This is a genomic window from Pantoea phytobeneficialis, assembly GCF_009728735.1.
Taxonomy (GTDB): Bacteria; Pseudomonadota; Gammaproteobacteria; order Enterobacterales; family Enterobacteriaceae; genus Pantoea; species Pantoea phytobeneficialis.
The window spans coordinates 3,882,873-3,899,474 of record NZ_CP024636.1; the positions used below are offsets into that span (position 1 = coordinate 3,882,873).

A 16,602-nucleotide genomic window follows, 5' to 3' on the forward strand; every position below is an offset into this window, starting at 1 on the left:
CATCAGGCTTCGCTGGTTTTCTTCTTCGCCGCACGCTTCGCTTTTGTGGCGGCGGCGATTTTACGGGTTTTTTCGGAGACTTTTTTGCTTTTTTTCTCGCTTTTCGCTTTGGCCGGTTTTTTCTTGCCACTGCGGAAAGCCTCATCCGGCTCGAAATTCACGCTTTTACCGGCGTCACGGCGACGCTTCGCCGGAGGCTTGCCGCCACGCTTCTCGCGCTCACGGACGGTTTTGCCCTCACCACGCGGCACACGCTTGCTGGAAATCAGCGCGAAGTCGATTTTGCGTTCATCCATATGCACCGCTTCAACCCGTACTTCTACCGCGTCACCGAGACGATAAGTACGTCCGCCGGACTCGCCGATCAGGCGTTGGCCCACCGGATCGAAACGATAGTAATCATTATCCAGCGATGACACATGCACCAGACCATCGATAAACAAATCGTTGAGACGCACGAAGAAACCAAAACCGGTCACGCTGGAGATCACACCGTTAAAGACGTTACCCACCTGATCCTGCATAAAGTCGCATTTCAGCCAGTCGGCGACGTCACGGGTGGCTTCGTCAGCACGGCGCTCAGTCATCGAGCAGTGCTGACCGAGTTGCAGCATCTGCTGCATGTCGTAGTGATAACCGCCGGTAGCCGTGGTGTTGCCCTTCTCTTCACCCTGCTCTTTCGCCAGCAGATACTTGATAGCGCGATGCAGCAGCAGATCCGGGTAGCGGCGAATCGGCGAAGTAAAGTGTGCATACGACGCCAGCGCGAGGCCAAAGTGGCCGCGGTTTTCCGGGTCGTACACCGCTTGTTTCATCGAACGCAGCAGCATGGTTTGCAGCATTTCCGCGTCCGGTCGATCGGCTATTTGCGTCAGCAACTCGGCATAATCGATCGGCTGCGGTTTGCTGCCACCCGGCAGGCTCAGACCCAGTTCGTTGAGCACGGTGCGGAAACTGGTGATGCTGTCATCACTGGGACGATCGTGATCGCGGAACAACGCGGGTTCTTCGTTCTTCTCAACAAAGCGCGCTGAAGCGATGTTAGCGAGGATCATGCACTCTTCAATCAGCTTGTGCGCATCGTTACGGACCGTGCGCTCGACACGTTCAATGCGGCGATCGGCGTTGAAGATAAATTTGGCTTCTTCGGTTTCAAACGAGATGCCGCCACGCTGTTCACGCGCCTTTTCCAGCACCTGGTACATCCGATGCAACTCTTCAAGATGCTTCACCAGCGGAGCATATTGCTCACGCAGCTCCGGGTTACCTTGCAGAATGTTCCACACTTTGGTGTAGGTCAGACGTGCGTGTGAATTCATCACCGCTTCATAGTGTTTGTAACCGGTGAGTTTACCGCTGGCGGAGATGGTCATTTCACACACCATACACAGGCGATCGACCTGCGGATTCAGTGAGCACAGACCATTCGACAGCACTTCCGGCAGCATCGGGACAACCTGGGACGGGAAATAGACCGACGTGCCGCGCTGGTGCGCTTCGTTGTCCAGCGCCGTGCCCGGACGCACGTAATAGCTGACATCGGCAATCGCTACCCATAAGCGCCAGCCGCCACCGCGTTTTTTCTCGCAGTAGACCGCATCGTCGAAATCGCGTGCATCTTCACCATCAATGGTGACTAACGGCAGTTGGCGCAAATCGACACGGCCTTTCTTCGCCGCTTCTGGTACTTCTTCTTTCAGTTGAGCGATCTGCTTTTCTACCGCTTCCGGCCAAACATGGGGGATTTCATGGGTGCGCAGCGCCATATCAACGGCCAGACCGGTTCCCATGTTGTCACCAAGCACTTCGGTGACTTTACCCAATGCCTTGGTACGACGTGTTGGGCGCTGGGTGATCTCCACCACCACCACGGATCCCATACGCGCATTCAGCGTCTGGTCCTGCGGGATCAGGATATCAAAGCTCAGACGGCTGTCGTCCGGCACCACAAACCCCGTGCCGGCATCGGTAAAGTAACGACCAACAATCTGGCTGTTGCGCGGTTCCAGTACCCGCACCACGCGTGCCTCGCGGCGGCCTTTACGATCCGCACCGCCAGGTTGTGCCAGAATCACGTCGCCGTGCAGACACAATTTCAACTGCTCTGCGGAGAGATAGAAATCATCTTTCTGTCCTTCCACACGCAGGAAACCATAGCCATCACGGTGGCCAATGACTTTACCGCGTAGCAGATCGAGACGTTCTGGCAGGGCGTAACATTGACGACGGGTAAATACCAGTTGACCATCGCGTTCCATCGCACGCAGACGACGACGCAACGCTTCCAGCTGCTCCTCGCTGGTGATGTTAAGTTCCTGCGCGATGTCCTCGCGGTTGGCAGGTTTTTCACGCTTTTCTAGTAGCGCGAGGATAAATTCCCGACTTGGAATCGGGTTTTCATATTTTTCAGCTTCTCTGTCCTGAAAAGGGTCTTTTGACATTACGGTTCCTCCGATGTCATTTTTGATGGATTGCCACCGGCGGTTCGGACAATAAAATTTGGTACAAAGGGTCGTTACCTTTGACGAGATCGGCCAGGGTGTAGTTATCCAGTTCTTTCAGAAATAACTGGACCGCATCGTTCAAGGCTTTACGCAAGCGACAGGCTGGCGTAATCGAACATTCACTACAATTAACCAATTGTAATGGCTCCATTTTTCTTACAACGTCGCCAATGACAATTTTTTCCGGGTCCATGCCTAAACGAATTCCGCCGTTTTTACCGCGCGTTGCGGCCACAAACCCGGCCCGACTGAGTTGGTTGATGATTTTGACCATGTGATTACGCGACACCCCGTAGGTATCGGTCACTTCGGTAATGTTGGTCTGTCTGCCTTCCGGCAACGTCGCCATGTAAATCAGAGCGCGCAGACCATAATCAGTAAAACTTGTAAGCTGCACATTTACCTCAGTAAATCATCGGATGTTATTGTTATGCGCCAGCGGGCGTGGTGTTTAATTATGATGATAAACCAGTGTGTGAAGGCCGGTGCGTTTTTTTCAGGCAACTATCGATATTTGCAAGAAAAAATGGTGTGAGCGGAGTCAAAGAGCAGATAAGCAGAGGCCGGACAGAGTCCGGCCTGAGGGGATTATGCGTCGAATGGATGGCGCAAAATCATCGTTTCTTCACGGTCAGGGCCAGTAGAAATAATATCTATCGGCACACCGGTTACCTCTTCCACACGTTTAATGTAATCACGCGCGGCTTGCGGCAGACCTTCCAGCGTTTTCACGCCAAAGGTGTTTTCACTCCAGCCCGGCATTGATTCGTAAATCGGCTCAATACCTTCCCAGCCTTCAGCAGCCAGCGGCGTAGTGGTGACTTCGCGACCATCTGGCATGCGATAAGCCACACAAATTTTCACTTCTTTCAGGCCATCCAGCACGTCCAGTTTGGTCATGCAGAAACCTGACAATGAGTTGATCTGTACAGCACGACGTACAGCAACCGCATCGAGCCAGCCGGTACGACGACGGCGACCGGTAGTGGCACCGTACTCGTGACCTTTCTGGCACAGGAATTCACCCGTTTCCTCAAACAGCTCAGTCGGGAACGGACCTGCACCCACACGCGTTGAGTAAGCTTTCACGATACCCAGCACATAATCCACATAACGCGGACCAATACCTGAGCCGGTTGCCACACCACCTGCGGTGGTGTTCGATGAAGTCACGTAGGGATAAGTACCGTGGTCGATGTCCAGCAGCGTGCCCTGGGCACCTTCGAACATGATCAGATCGCCACGCTGACGCGCAGTATCCAGCAGTTCAGACACGTCAACCACCATGCTGGTCAGGATGTCGGCAACTGCCATCACATCATTCAGCACTTTGTCGTAATCAACGGCTTCTTCTTTGTAGTAGTGCACCAACTGGAAGTTATAGTAATCAACCACTTCTTTCAGCTTGGCGGCGAAGGTTTCTTTGTTGAAAAGGTCGCCAACGCGCAGACCACGGCGTGCAACTTTATCTTCATACGCCGGGCCGATACCACGACCGGTAGTACCGATAGCTTTGGCACCGCGCGCAGTTTCACGCGCTTTATCCATTGCAACATGGTATTGCAGAATTAACGGGCAAGCTTCAGACAGCAGCAGACGTTCACGTACCGGTACACCGCGCTCCTCAAGGCCTTTCATCTCTTTCATCAGCGCTTCAGGCGACAGAACAACGCCGTTACCAATGATGCTGGTTACGTTATCACGCAGAATGCCAGATGGAATTAAGTGGAGGACGGTTTTTTCACCGTTGATGACAAGCGTGTGGCCCGCATTGTGACCACCTTGATAGCGCACGACGTATTTCGCGCGCTCTGTGAGAAGGTCTACGATCTTACCTTTACCTTCGTCACCCCATTGGGTGCCCAGTACGACGACGTTCTTACCCATTTTTTCAAAATCACCGATTGCTTAAAAATGGATTCTACCACCTGATTTTCTCACTTTCAGCTCTTTTAGCATACGATTGCGTGGTTTTTTGCCTGAGTTTTGATCGATACAACATCTTGGGGGAAAATTGACTGCGAGACACAATGCCGCTCAGTCAGAACGCGCATTTTTAGCTCGCATGGACGCTAACCATGTAATAAATCACCACACCAGCAACCACCAGGCCGCCACCAAACCGATGTAACAAACGATCCGGCATCTGTGCCATTGCCAGAATCATACGCCGCCAGATACGCGGTAAAAACATCGGTCCCAGCCCTTCCAGAACCAGCACCAAAGCCAGTGCCATCCAGATGGTTGTGTTCATCATTCTTTCCCCAAAAAAAAGGCCGACATCATTGTCGGCCTTAAATTTATATCAGTTATTAACGCGTGGCGTTAGAGGGGGCCTTCATATAACGGAAGAAATCGCTATCCGGGCTTAAAACCAGAATATCCTGATTATCCGCAAAGCTGTTCTCGTAAGCACGCAGACTGCGGATAAAGGCGTAGAAATCCGGATCCTGACTGAATGCATCAGCAAACAGTTTCGCCGCTTCAGCATCCCCTTCACCGCGGGTGATCAACGCCTGACGCTGCGCTTCAGCCAGCGTACGGGTTACCTGATAATCCGCCTGAGCACGCAATTTTTCCGCCTCTTCCTGGCCTTGTGAACGCTGACTACGCGCAACCGCTTCACGCTCAGCGCGCATACGGTTGTAAATAGCGTCAGACACTTCTGTCGGCAGGTTGATCTGCTTAATGCGTACGTCGACCACCTCAATACCCAGCGCCGCCATACTGTTCGGGTTCGGTGCCGGTTCATTGCTGTTGGTTTCACGCTCCACGCGTGCTGCCGCGTTGGCAATCGCGTCGTCGGCCGCTGGCGTCTGAACTTCGTCATCGTTGCCCGCGCTACCGGTGTTCAGCGCATCGCGAACATCAGTGGTCAAACGACCACGGGAGTCAGTCACGATGTCTTTCACGTCCAGACGTCCCATTTCAGAACGCAGACGGTCGCTGAATTTACGTTTCAGCAGCACTTCAGCCTGCGAAACGTCACCACCACCCGTTGCCAGGTAGTAACGGCTGAAATCGCTGATACGCCATTTGATGTAGGAATCAACAATCAGATCTTTTTTCTCTTTGGTGACAAAACGATCTGCCTGGTTGTCCATCGTCTGAATACGTGCGTCCAGCGATTTCACAGTTTCAATAAACGGGATCTTGAAATGCAGACCCGGCGCGTACACCAGCGGTTTGTTTTCGCTGTCACGCAGAACCTTGCCGAAACGCAACACGATACCGCGCTGGCCTTCCTGTACCACGAACAGTGACGCGTAAAGCACCACCAGCACTACGATAATTACGGCGATAATTGGCTTACGCATCGATTATTCCCTCCCCATACGCTGGGTATCGTTACGCAGCGCATTAGCGCGACGCTGATCCATGATGCTGCTCGGACTGTACGATGAAGTGTCGCTATTGCTGGCGCTGCTATCTGAAACCGGCGGCAGCTTCATCAAATCGGTATTTTTCTGGCCAGGCTGGCCTGGGGCTGCCTGAGCGCCACGCATCAGCTGATCCAGCGGCAGGACCATCAGGTTGTTGCCTCGATCGTTAACCAGCACTTTGCGGGTATGGCTGAGCACGCGTTCCATGCTTTCGATGTAGAGACGCTCTCTGGTGATTTGCGGAGCGGCTTTATATTCCGGCAACATGCGAGCAAAACGCGCCACTTCACCCTGCGCTTCCAGCACGGTACGCTCTTTGTAAGCGCGCGCCTCTTCAAGGATACGCTGTGCCTGACCATTCGCGCGCGGCTGTACTTCGTTAGCATAAGCTTCTGCTTCACGTACGTACTGCTCGCGGTTTTCACGCGCGGCAATCGCATCATCAAATGAGGCTTTCACCTCTTCCGGTGGACGTGCCGCCTGGAAGTTCACATCGAGCAGCGTGATACCCATATTGTATGGACGGATGGTTTCGTCTATTTCACGCTGGGTATCGCTACGCACCACGGTACGGCCTTCCGTCAGGATACGATCCATAGTGGAACGACCAATCACGCCACGCAGCGCGCTGTCAGTTGCCTGGCGCAGGCTATCGTCAGCACTGGTCACGGCAAACAGATAACGCTCCGGATCGGTCACGCGATACTGCACGTTCATTTCCACGCGCACCACGTTTTCATCCGACGTCAGCATCACGCCAGAAGCGGCGAGTTCACGCACCGCCTCCACGTTGACGGCTTGGACATGGTCGATAAAAGTAGGTTTCCAGTTGAGACCAGGCTCAACCAGATGGCTGAATTTGCCGAAACGGGTGACGACGCCGCGCTCCGCTTCTTTAATGGTGTAGAACCCGCTGGCCGCCCAGATGATCACTGCCGCAGCGGCAACGATGCCAACCAATTTGCCACCGCTACCACCGCTGCGCTGGCCGTTGTTGTCACTCTGTTTGCCACCGCCCAGTCCACCGAGTTTTTTACTCAGTTTACGGAAGATATCATCCAGATCAGGTGGTCCCTGATCGCGACCTCCTTTGTTTCCCCCAGAGTTGCCGCCTTGATTATTGCTGCTTCCCCACGGGTCGCGGTCCTGTCCGTTATTACCGGGCTGATTCCACGCCATGTCTCTACTCCATTTATTGTATTTACGTTTTACCTTACAGCCGATGTACAGGCTGTTCCGGTAAATGAGTTGGGCAACGGTCAAACAATATAACTGGCTAGCGACGGCTCTTGTTTACATAAACGACGCCAGTCCACAATCGGCATTCGTACGTGTAAACCTACACTGCCATCATCTTCATTCCACTCTTTCTCAATCGCCTGTAACTGGTAAAAACGACTGCGCAGACGTCCGGCTTCCGGTGGTAAACGCAGATCATACTGCGCAATTTCACCCGCCAGACGTTCTGATAGTGCCTGCCATAATAATGGCAGACCGACACCGGTCTGCGCGGAAAGCCAGACGCGAATCGGTTTATTCTCTTCATCACGGTCGATACGCGGTTCGAAACCATCCAGCATATCGATTTTGTTCATGATCAGCAGGGAAGGAATTTCGTCGGCCTCAATCTCTGCCAACACTTCATTAACTGCCTCGATGTTGTCATTGACGCGTAAATCAGCCGCATCAATCACATGCATCAGTAAGGTGGCCTGACGCGTTTCCTGCAATGTTGCCTTAAACGCCGCCACCAAATCGTGAGGCAGGTGACGAATAAAACCTACCGTATCTGCCAGCACCACTTCCCCCACATCCGCCACATTCAGACGGCGTAAGGTCGGGTCCAGCGTCGCAAACAGCTGATCCGCAGCATAAACATCCGCTGACGTGATGGCGTTGAACAGGGTGGATTTACCGGCGTTGGTGTATCCCACCAACGAAACGGTTGGCACATCGGCTTTAGCGCGCGCCTGTCGTCCCTGTTCACGCTGTTTTTCCACGCGCTCAAGACGGGAAAGGATCAGACTGATACGGTTGCGCAGCAAACGACGGTCCGTTTCCAGCTGGGTTTCACCCGGACCACGCAAACCGATACCGCCCTTCTGGCGCTCAAGGTGCGTCCAGCCACGAACCAGACGCGTTGCCAGATGGCGTAGCTGTGCCAGCTCGACCTGCAATTTACCCTCATGGGTACGGGCGCGCTGAGCAAAAATATCGAGAATTAAGCCGGTGCGATCGACAACGCGACATTCGCACAGCCGCTCAAGATTTCGTTCCTGAGCAGGGGATAAGGCATGATCGAATAAAACGACCGATGCTCCACTCGCTTTCACCGCATCGGCAATTTCAACTGCCTTTCCTTCACCGACAAAATATTTGGGATGTGGCGCTTTACGGCTGCCAGTAATAACCTGCAGCGCTTCGACGCCCGCAGAAGAGACAAGAGTTTCAAACTCCTGCAAATCTTCCAGCTCTTTGTCTTGGGAGAACCAGATGTGTACCAGTACGGCCTGCTCACCGGCATCATAACGGTCAAACAAGCTATAACCTCGCTAAAATAAATAACCAGGACGGGAAAACGTTCGCGCTCTCCAGCCCTGGCTTCACGGCAACACAAAAATTATTCTGCGTTATCGCCGTCTTGTTGTGGCTGCGACTGAGCGGCCTGGTTGCTTCCGCCGTGGTGGTAGTTACTGCTTCCGCCGCCCGCATTGTTGCTATGGTGCGATACCGGACGAGAAGGAACCACTGTAGAGATGGCGTGCTTATACACCATCTGGCTAACTGTGTTTTTCAACAAAATAACGAACTGATCGAAGGATTCAATCTGCCCTTGCAGCTTAATACCATTCACCAAATAGATCGAAACCGGTACACGTTCACGACGCAGTGCGTTCAAAAACGGGTCTTGTAATGATTGCCCCTTAGCCATTCTATCTTTTCCTTATATGCTTGTTGTTTGTTACTTTTTGAACCGTGGTTCAGAAAAACTGCGTAAAAAATTTGCGCACGATAACGGATCAATTGTACACAATCATCCCTGCTTCGCACTAACAACCTGAAGCACCGCATTACGCGCTAAATCTGGCTCGTCACTGTCTAACCAGTGCACGTCAGGCCAGCCACGTAACCAGGTCATCTGGCGTTTCGCGAGCTGCCGGGTTGCGCAAATTCCCCGATAAACCATTTCGTTGTAATCGATTTCGCCAGTGAGATAAGACCACATTTGACGATAACCAACACAGCGAATGGAAGGCATATCCGTATGCAAATCACCTCGTGCAAACAGAGCGCGAGCCTCCGCTTCAAACCCTGACGCCAGCATCTGGTTGTAACGCAACGCAATGCGTTGATGTAGCAATTCGCGATTCGCCGGAGCGATTGCGAACTGATACACGTCGTAGGGTAACGCTTCACCGGATGTTTTTGTCAGTTCCGTTAAAGTTTTACCCGAAATAAAAAAAACTTCCAGTGCTCGCGAAAGTCTCTGCGGATCATTCGGATGAATACGACCACCGGCGACCGGATCGATTTCACACAGCTGACGGTGCAAGGCATCCCAACCTTTCTCCGCCGCCATTTGCTCTATCCGCTGACGCACGTCCGGATCGGCCGAGGGCAGCGGCGACAATCCTTCAAGCAACGCCTTGAAGTAGAGCATGGTTCCACCAACAAGCAACGGAATCTTACCCCTTTGGGTGATTTCCGCCATTTCTGCCAACGCATCACGACGAAATTCGGCAGCGGAATACGCCTCCGCCGGGTCGCGAATGTCCAGCAAGCGATGGGGTGCTTGCGCTAACTCCTCTTCGGACGGCTTCGCCGTGCCAATATCCATCCCGCGATAGATTAAGGCAGAGTCAACGCTAATAAGTTCCACCGGAAGATGCTGACGCAACGAAATTGCCAGCGCCGTCTTACCGGAGGCAGTCGGGCCCATCAAAAAAATTGCCTTAGGCCGGCTAGCCTGGTTCAGTTCACTCATGCTTCAACGCGTTAATCGCGCTCTCAATCTCAACGGCCTGTAACAGGCCAGAAGGCGGCGACTTTAACAGTTGCGGGCATAGCCGTTCCAGCTCCGCCAGCAACGTAATCGCCTGCGAGTGATTCCAGTGCGGGGCTTCTGCATTGTCACGACGGGCCAGCCACTGGGCCAGTGCGAACGCAGAAACCTCTTGCTGCCGGGCGAGATAGCCTAACAGTTCTGGAATCAAGATTTGTAAATTTTGTGTGCGTAACGGTAAAGGCACCGCGCGGAGCGTCACATGCTGCCCTTCCCGTTGTAAATCAATGCCCATCGCCGTTAACAATGCCGCTTGTCGGCCAATTACCGCCATCTCCTCTGCCGCGACTTTCAGCCTGACAGGGATCAGTAACGGCTGTGGTTTCAGCCCTTCTTCTCCAGGTTGCAACTGGGCCTGTTTTAGCCAACGTGCGGCCACCGGTAAAGAGAGTAATTGCAGCGTATCGCCACGCTCCAGCAAGGCATAACATTGACGAACCACGCTCAGTACCCGCCCAAAGCTTTGCACATGAGCCGCAAGCGGTGTTTCGCTTGCGGGTTTAGGCACGGGGGCCGGGACGGATGGCGCTTTTGCCGGCGTCGGCACGCTGACCGGCGTTTGTATCAGTTTCTGATAGGCCGCCCCTTCACGCGTGTTATAGCCTGGCTCTTGCGACTGCCAGCCACCGCCCGCAGCGCCTGAGCGACGTGGCGTTGCCGCTGGCTGGGAAAAATGATTTCCGCCCGCCGCCTGCCGGTTCTCCGGCTGCCACTGTGGCGCAGGTTCTTCTGCGTGTGCAATCGGCAATTCAGCAGCACGGCTGGCCTGTAAGGCGCTCATCACCCCTTGCCAGATAAAATCATGGACCAGACGTGACTGGTGAAAACGGACTTCGTGCTTGGCCGGATGAACGTTAACATCCACCTGGTGCGGATCAATTTCCAGATAAAGCACGTAAGCCGGTTGCTGCTCATCACCTAACTGGGTTTGATAGGCCTGGCGAATGGCGTGATTGATCAGTTTATCGCGCATCATACGGCCATTGACGTAGCAATATTGCAGGTCCGTCACCTGACGTGAACCGGCCGGATCAGCCACCCAGCCGCGCAGGGCCAAATCATCATGCTGCCAGTCAATCCTCAGCGCATGCTGCATAAAGGTGGTGCCGCAAATCGCCCCAAGTCGACGCTCACGCTGTGCATCCTGAGTCACGCCACGATACTGGCGCATCAACTTACCGTTATGGCTGAGCGAGATCGCCACATCGAAACGCGCCAGCGCAATGCGACGAATCACTTCATCAATGTGGGTAAACTCGGTTTTCTCCGTACGCATGAATTTACGGCGGGCCGGGGTGTTGTAAAACAGGTCGAGGACTTCCAGCGTGGTGCCAACCGGATGTGCCGCCGGTTTAACCGTGACCGCCATTTCCCGCCCTTCGGCGTAGGCCTGCCAGGCTTCGGTTTGATCTTCAGTACGTGAAGTGAGCGTCAGGCGGGACACCGAACTGATACTGGCGAGCGCTTCGCCACGGAAGCCCAGGCTGACAATGGCTTCGAGATCGTCCAGCGAGGCAATTTTGCTGGTTGCATGTCGCGCCAGTGCCATCGCCAGTTCATCTTTAGCTATCCCACAACCGTTATCACGAATGCGGATTAACTTTGCGCCGCCCTTTTCGATGTCCACATCGATACGCGTGGCCCCGGCATCGAGGCTGTTTTCCACCAGCTCTTTCACCACCGATGCCGGACGCTCCACCACTTCGCCTGCGGCGATCTGGTTTGCCAGCTGTGGCGGTAAAATCTGTATAGGCATGGTGGTGATCCTTGTAGCTGGCTGGCCCACCAGGGGCCAGCAATCAGGATTGCGGGATTTTCAGAGTTTGCCCCAACATCACGTTAGAGGACTTCATATTATTGGCCTGCATGATGGCATTGGGGCTGACGCCATAATGGGCGGCAATTGCGGTTAATGAGTCACCGCGCACTACCTTATGGCGAACCGGACCACGCGAGGTACTTGCGGTGACGGTCGATTTCGCCGGCACCTTCAGGCGTTGCCCAACCCAAACCACATCACGTTTCAGGCTGTTCATCTCGCGCAGCGTTGCCATACTGACACCGTATTTTGCGGCGATACCTGACAAGGTTTCACCACGCGTCACGGTATGGCGTTGTGTCGCACCCGTATATTGCACCGTGCCTGTCGCCGGATTACTGGCGACGCTTACCACTGGTGCGTTATCCAGCGGGCGGTTTTCTTCCCTTGGGACCGATTGCAACGGGTGCGCCAGGAAGTAATTACGTAACCCTTTATAAATCGACTGTGCAATCTTCTGCTGATAAGCGCTGCTGCCCAGCAGCCGCTCCTCAGTCAAATTACTGATAAAGCCGGTTTCGACCAATAAAGAGGGGATATCCGGTGAACGTAATACACCGAGGCTGGCATGCTCAGGCAGACGTTTATGCAACGGCGTAATGCCACGCAACTGCTGCAACACCTTCACCGCCACATCATAGCCAACACGCTGCGAATGGCCGAATTGCAGATCCAATACCGCCTGGCTCAGATAGGGATCGGCCTGGGTATTCGCCAGCAGATCACCTGCGCCGCCCAGCAGTTCTGATTGTTTCTCTTTCTGTTCCAGCCAGTTTGCCATTTCGCTGTTCGCGCGACGGTTGGATAGCACCCACACCGAGGCGCCGGTTGCTGAGTGGCTGGGTGCCGCATCGGCGTGAATGGATACCAGCAGGTTGGCGTTTTCTTTGCGCGCAACGTCAGAGCGGCCCATCACCGAGATAAAGTAGTCTCCGGTACGCGTCAGGACCGGTTTAAACATCGGGTCCTGATCCATCAATGCTTTCAATTTACGTGCGATGGCGATGGTGACATTTTTCTCATGCAAACCACGCTGCCCGGTCGCACCGGGGTCCTGGCCGCCGTGACCGGCATCAATCGCGACAATCACCGGTTCGTTACGACTCACCGCGCCACCGGGACGGATGGTGGTATTACTCCTGCTGACCGTGGTTACCGGGTTAGCGTTAAACGGATTTCCCTGATTGCTGCTCGTGGTTTCGCGCACCGAGCTGACCGGTGCCGCATTGCGCTTCGCCGTTTGCGTACCGCGAATGGTGAACACCACGCGATACTGATTGCCATCACGCTGAGTCGTTGCGCGGGTACGCGCAGCCTGGGTTAATTCAAATACCAGACGAATACTCTGCTTATCTTGTGGCTTACTGTTGCGGATACGCTTAACGATATTTTCGCCGCTGAACGTCAACGGCAATCCCTGAATATTGCCGCTCTGGCGGATATCCAGTACCACGCGATCGGGGTTGTGCAACGGAAAAAAACCGTACACAGGCTGACCGTTAAAGCTCAGGGTGACCGTCGCCTGACTGTCACCATTATCGACTTTGATATCTGCTAATGTGGCGGCCAGCGCCGAGGTGGAGAACAGGCAGAGCAGCGCCAGCAACGCCATTTTCATCCGTGACATCATGCCTGATCCCTGCACTGCTGGAACTGTTGTAGCAGGGTTTCGCCCTGCGCTGAAACCGCCTGGAGTTCTGCTTCACGCGCATTGTCAACGTAACGCAATGTCAGCGCCAGGTCCGGTTCAGGTAAGACACACGCACCCTGCTGTGGCCATTCAACCAGGCAAATGGCATCGCCGCTGAAATAGTCGCGAATTCCCATAAACTCCAGTTCTTCCGGATCGGCTAAACGATACAGGTCGAAGTGGTATAACGTACGGCTATCCAGCGTATAGGGTTCGACCAGCGTATAAGTCGGGCTTTTAACATTGCCCTGATGGCCCAGCGCCTGCAAAAAACCACGACTGAATGTCGTTTTACCCGCGCCCAAATCGCCATATAAATAAATCACCAGCGCGCTGTTGCATACGCGAGCCAGCTGCGCGCCAAGTTCAAGAGTTGCCGCTTCATCAGGCAAAGAAATAACACAGGTCTTCATTCTTTATTGTTGGATCATCTCTGGATTAACAAACTGCCACAGCAGCTCGAACAAATCAGTGGCCAGCATACCGCGTGTACCGCGCTGGCGGGCAACGGCGTCCGCTGCTGCACCATGCGCCACGCAGCCTGCACAGGCCGCATCAAACAGGGCCAGTTTTTGGCCCATCAGCGCGGCAATAATGCCGCTTAATATATCGCCCATACCGCCAGAGGCCATACCGGCATTGCCAACATCGCTGATGACCAGGTTTCCCTGGTCATCAGCGATCACCGTACCCGCCCCTTTCAACACCACGACGCCACCGTAGCGTTTGACCAATGTCTGGGCGGCATGGATGCGGTCGCTCTCAATTTCGCTGGTCTTGACGCCCAGCAGACGCGCCGCTTCGCCGGGATGTGGCGTAATGATGCGATTCTGACGGTAATCCGCATTGATTGCCAGCAGGTTGAGCGCATCCGCATCCCAAAGCATCGGCTTTTCGCAGGCTACAACCGTTTTCAGCGCCTGTTTACCCCAATCGCGCTGGCCCAAGCCTGGGCCAATGGCAATCACATCCGCCCATTCCAACGCCTGCTGTAGCCGTTCTTCGACCAGCGCATCCACCATCAGTTCCGGTCGGGCGGTCAGGATTGGCGCGATATTATCTTCATGCGTCAGCACGCGCACAAGCCCTGCCCCGGCACGCAATGCTGCTTCTGCCGTCATGCGAATCGCGCCCGCCGTTCCCCGATCCCCGCCAACCACCAGTAAACGACCATGATCGCCCTTATGCGAGGTGGCTTTACGCGGCTTCAGCCAACGAGAGAGGTCCTGAGCATCAACACGCTGCATCGGTGCCGGGTTACCCGCAAGAAAGACCGACAGCCCCAGCTCATCGACATGCAATTGCCCGATATAATCACGCGCTTTGCCGGTAAGTTGTCCGGGTTTCAACACAATCATGCTTAAGGTATGCGCGGCCAGCATAGTCGCCCCCGGCGCCGTACCGTTGGCTGCCGCCAGCCCTGAAGGCATGTCGATTGCCAGCACCGGTGCCGCATGAGCATTGGCGAGCGTAATCAGATGGTCATAAGGTGCAGCAGGCGCACGGTTCAGCCCGGTGCCGAGCAGAGCATCAATGATCACCTCAACCTGTTCCGGCCAGCAGGCATCGGCTGCATGAATCACTCCGCCTGCCGCCAGCCATGCTTCACGCGCTTGCTGCGCTTCTTCCGGTAGCGGTTTGCTGCCTTCACACGCCAGCAGCGTGACCGTGATGCCTGCCGCTTGCGCCAGTCGCGCCACCACATATCCATCGCCGCCGTTGTTGCCGTGCCCGCAGAGAACCAACCAGTGACTGGCTTCAGGCCATAAGCGACGTGCCAGTTCATAGCTGGCCTGCCCGGCGCGCTGCATCAGTTCATACAGGGTCAGTCCCAGGCTGTCGGCGGCATCGCGCTCCAGTTTTCCTATCGCCTGCGCAGGCCAGACAGAGTGTGATAAACTGCGCGTGTTAGCGTTCAATTCCTGGTTTCTCATGTCATACCCTCTCGATCTTCAACAGCTTGCTCAACAGATTAAACTCTGGGGGCGCGAACTCGGCTTCCAGCAAGTCGGTATTTGCGATACCGATCTCAGCCTTGAAGAACCCAGGTTGCAGGCGTGGCTGGATAAACAATACCACGGTGAGATGGAGTGGATGGCGCGTCATGGCATGATGCGCGCGCGTCCCCATGAGTTACTACCCGGCACATTGCGGGTGATCAGCGTTCGTATGAATTACCTGCCGGCCAAAGCGGCCTTCGCCAGCACGCTGAAAAATCCGCAACTGGGTTATGTCAGCCGCTATGCGCTGGGCCGCGATTATCACAAAGTATTACGCAATCGACTGAAAAAGCTCGGGGAAAAGATTCAGGAGCAGTGTGGCGAACTGAATTTCCGCCCATTTGTTGATTCCGCCCCGCTGCTGGAACGTCCACTGGCAGCCAAAGCAGGCCTGGGCTGGACCGGCAAACATTCACTGATTCTCAACCGTGAAGCGGGTTCGTGGTTTTTCCTCGGCGAGTTGCTGATCGACTTGCCGTTGCCAGTAGATACCCCGCAGGAAGAACAGTGTGGCCGTTGTGTCGCCTGTATGACCATCTGCCCGACATCAGCGATTGTCGAGCCGTACACCGTAGATGCGCGACGTTGTATCTCTTACCTGACCATTGAACTGGAAGGTGCCATCCCGGAAGAGTTTCGCCCGCTGATTGGCAACCGTATCTATGGTTGCGACGATTGCCAGTTGATTTGTCCGTGGAACCGCTATGGGCAACTCACCGACGAAGACGATTTTTCACCGCGTGCCGTGCTGCATGCACCACCGCTCACCACGCTGTTTATGTGGGATGAAGCAAAATTTTTGCGCGTGACTGAAGGGTCGGCCATTCGCCGTATTGGACATCTGCGTTGGTTGCGTAACGTAGCGGTGGCATTGGGCAATGCGCCCTGGTCAGAAGAAAATATCGCCGTGTTGCAACAGCGTTCAGGAGAGCATCCCTTGCTGGATGAACATATCGATTGGGCGCTGGCTCAACAGCGTGAGAAGCGTGCCGCTCTTAAAGTTGAGGTCCAGCCTGCACAGAAATTGCGTCTGGTACGAGCGATTGAAAAAGGTCTGGCGCGTGATGCGTGATTGAACAAATTTGCAGGATAAAATCCTTTTCCACATGCTGTGAATAAAATTATCAAGCCGATTAACGGGAT

General features: G+C 54.5%; 14 protein-coding genes. 1 reads left to right on the forward strand and 13 read right to left on the reverse strand.

Annotated features, from left to right (window positions below):
- Window positions 1–2 precede the first annotated feature (2 nt).
- The 13 genes from rnr to nnr form a co-directional block, all read right to left on the reverse strand.
- Window positions 3–2,441, reverse strand: coding sequence for a ribonuclease R (gene rnr, locus CTZ24_RS17960; RefSeq protein WP_021183569.1), 2,439 nt, complete (start codon window positions 2,439–2,441; stop codon window positions 3–5).
- A gap of 16 nt (window positions 2,442–2,457) precedes the next feature.
- Entirely contained in the window at window positions 2,458–2,901 is a 444-nt protein-coding gene (gene nsrR, locus CTZ24_RS17965) for a nitric oxide-sensing transcriptional repressor NsrR (RefSeq protein WP_021183570.1), read from the reverse strand.
- Window positions 2,902–3,092: 191 nt separating this feature from the next.
- Window positions 3,093–4,391 carry an adenylosuccinate synthase gene (locus tag CTZ24_RS17970; protein WP_208724262.1) on the reverse strand — a complete coding sequence of 433 codons (1,299 nt, stop codon included), beginning with the start codon at window positions 4,389–4,391 and terminating at the stop codon, window positions 3,093–3,095.
- A 169-nt stretch (window positions 4,392–4,560) separates the two neighbouring features.
- Window positions 4,561–4,758 carry a DUF2065 domain-containing protein gene (locus tag CTZ24_RS17975; protein WP_013510694.1) on the reverse strand — a complete coding sequence of 66 codons (198 nt, stop codon included), beginning with the start codon at window positions 4,756–4,758 and terminating at the stop codon, window positions 4,561–4,563.
- Between the two features lie 58 nt (window positions 4,759–4,816).
- Window positions 4,817–5,821: a protease modulator HflC gene (gene hflC / locus CTZ24_RS17980; RefSeq protein WP_021183573.1), complete on the reverse strand. Its 1,005-nt coding sequence runs from the start codon at window positions 5,819–5,821 to the stop codon at window positions 4,817–4,819.
- 3 nt (window positions 5,822–5,824) lie between these two features.
- The gene (gene hflK, locus CTZ24_RS17985; RefSeq protein ID WP_021183574.1) at window positions 5,825–7,066 is read right to left on the reverse strand and encodes an FtsH protease activity modulator HflK; all 1,242 of its coding nucleotides are present in this window, start codon (window positions 7,064–7,066) and stop codon (window positions 5,825–5,827) included.
- 80 nt (window positions 7,067–7,146) lie between these two features.
- Window positions 7,147–8,427, reverse strand: coding sequence for a ribosome rescue GTPase HflX (gene hflX, locus CTZ24_RS17990; protein ID WP_021183575.1), 1,281 nt, complete (start codon window positions 8,425–8,427; stop codon window positions 7,147–7,149).
- Between the two features lie 80 nt (window positions 8,428–8,507).
- Window positions 8,508–8,819: an RNA chaperone Hfq gene (gene hfq / locus CTZ24_RS17995; protein WP_021183576.1), complete on the reverse strand. Its 312-nt coding sequence runs from the start codon at window positions 8,817–8,819 to the stop codon at window positions 8,508–8,510.
- 102 nt (window positions 8,820–8,921) lie between these two features.
- Window positions 8,922–9,872, reverse strand: a complete 951-nt coding sequence (miaA, locus tag CTZ24_RS18000) for a tRNA (adenosine(37)-N6)-dimethylallyltransferase MiaA (RefSeq protein ID WP_208724263.1) — start codon at window positions 9,870–9,872, stop codon at window positions 8,922–8,924.
- Window positions 9,865–11,706 carry a DNA mismatch repair endonuclease MutL gene (gene mutL, locus CTZ24_RS18005; RefSeq protein WP_208724264.1) on the reverse strand — a complete coding sequence of 614 codons (1,842 nt, stop codon included), beginning with the start codon at window positions 11,704–11,706 and terminating at the stop codon, window positions 9,865–9,867. The genes miaA and mutL overlap by 8 nt, the downstream gene beginning before the upstream one ends.
- A 43-nt stretch (window positions 11,707–11,749) precedes the next feature.
- A complete protein-coding gene (amiB, locus tag CTZ24_RS18010) occupies window positions 11,750–13,399 on the reverse strand; it encodes an N-acetylmuramoyl-L-alanine amidase AmiB (RefSeq protein WP_208724265.1) in 1,650 nt (549 codons plus the stop codon).
- Entirely contained in the window at window positions 13,396–13,872 is a 477-nt protein-coding gene (tsaE, locus tag CTZ24_RS18015) for a tRNA (adenosine(37)-N6)-threonylcarbamoyltransferase complex ATPase subunit type 1 TsaE (protein ID WP_208724266.1), read from the reverse strand. Before tsaE ends, amiB begins: the two co-directional genes overlap by 4 nt.
- A gap of 3 nt (window positions 13,873–13,875) precedes the next feature.
- Window positions 13,876–15,393: a bifunctional ADP-dependent NAD(P)H-hydrate dehydratase/NAD(P)H-hydrate epimerase gene (nnr, locus tag CTZ24_RS18020; protein WP_208724267.1), complete on the reverse strand. Its 1,518-nt coding sequence runs from the start codon at window positions 15,391–15,393 to the stop codon at window positions 13,876–13,878.
- Here nnr and queG point away from each other — a divergent pair.
- Window positions 15,392–16,531, forward strand: coding sequence for a tRNA epoxyqueuosine(34) reductase QueG (queG, locus tag CTZ24_RS18025; RefSeq protein WP_208724268.1), 1,140 nt, complete (start codon window positions 15,392–15,394; stop codon window positions 16,529–16,531). The two genes, nnr and queG, sit on opposite strands and share 2 nt — an antisense overlap.
- Window positions 16,532–16,602: the final 71 nt, after the last annotated feature.

Excerpts from the sequence above, each read along its gene's own strand:
- rnr (WP_021183569.1), bottom strand. The coding sequence starts at position 2,441 with ATGTCAAAAGACCCTTTTCAGGACAGAGAAGCTGAAAAATATGAAAAC.
- CTZ24_RS17970 (WP_208724262.1), bottom strand. The coding sequence starts at position 4,391 with ATGGGTAAGAACGTCGTCGTACTGGGCACCCAATGGGGTGACGAAGGT.
- CTZ24_RS17975 (WP_013510694.1), bottom strand. The coding sequence starts at position 4,758 with ATGAACACAACCATCTGGATGGCACTGGCTTTGGTGCTGGTTCTGGAA.
- hflC (WP_021183573.1), bottom strand. The coding sequence starts at position 5,821 with ATGCGTAAGCCAATTATCGCCGTAATTATCGTAGTGCTGGTGGTGCTT.
- hflK (WP_021183574.1), bottom strand. The coding sequence starts at position 7,066 with ATGGCGTGGAATCAGCCCGGTAATAACGGACAGGACCGCGACCCGTGG.
- hfq (WP_021183576.1), bottom strand. The coding sequence starts at position 8,819 with ATGGCTAAGGGGCAATCATTACAAGACCCGTTTTTGAACGCACTGCGT.
- miaA (WP_208724263.1), bottom strand. The coding sequence starts at position 9,872 with ATGAGTGAACTGAACCAGGCTAGCCGGCCTAAGGCAATTTTTTTGATG.
- mutL (WP_208724264.1), bottom strand. The coding sequence starts at position 11,706 with ATGCCTATACAGATTTTACCGCCACAGCTGGCAAACCAGATCGCCGCA.
- amiB (WP_208724265.1), bottom strand. The coding sequence starts at position 13,399 with ATGATGTCACGGATGAAAATGGCGTTGCTGGCGCTGCTCTGCCTGTTC.
- tsaE (WP_208724266.1), bottom strand. The coding sequence starts at position 13,872 with ATGAAGACCTGTGTTATTTCTTTGCCTGATGAAGCGGCAACTCTTGAA.
- queG (WP_208724268.1), top strand. The coding sequence starts at position 15,392 with ATGTCATACCCTCTCGATCTTCAACAGCTTGCTCAACAGATTAAACTC.
- nnr (WP_208724267.1), bottom strand. The coding sequence starts at position 15,393 with ATGAGAAACCAGGAATTGAACGCTAACACGCGCAGTTTATCACACTCT.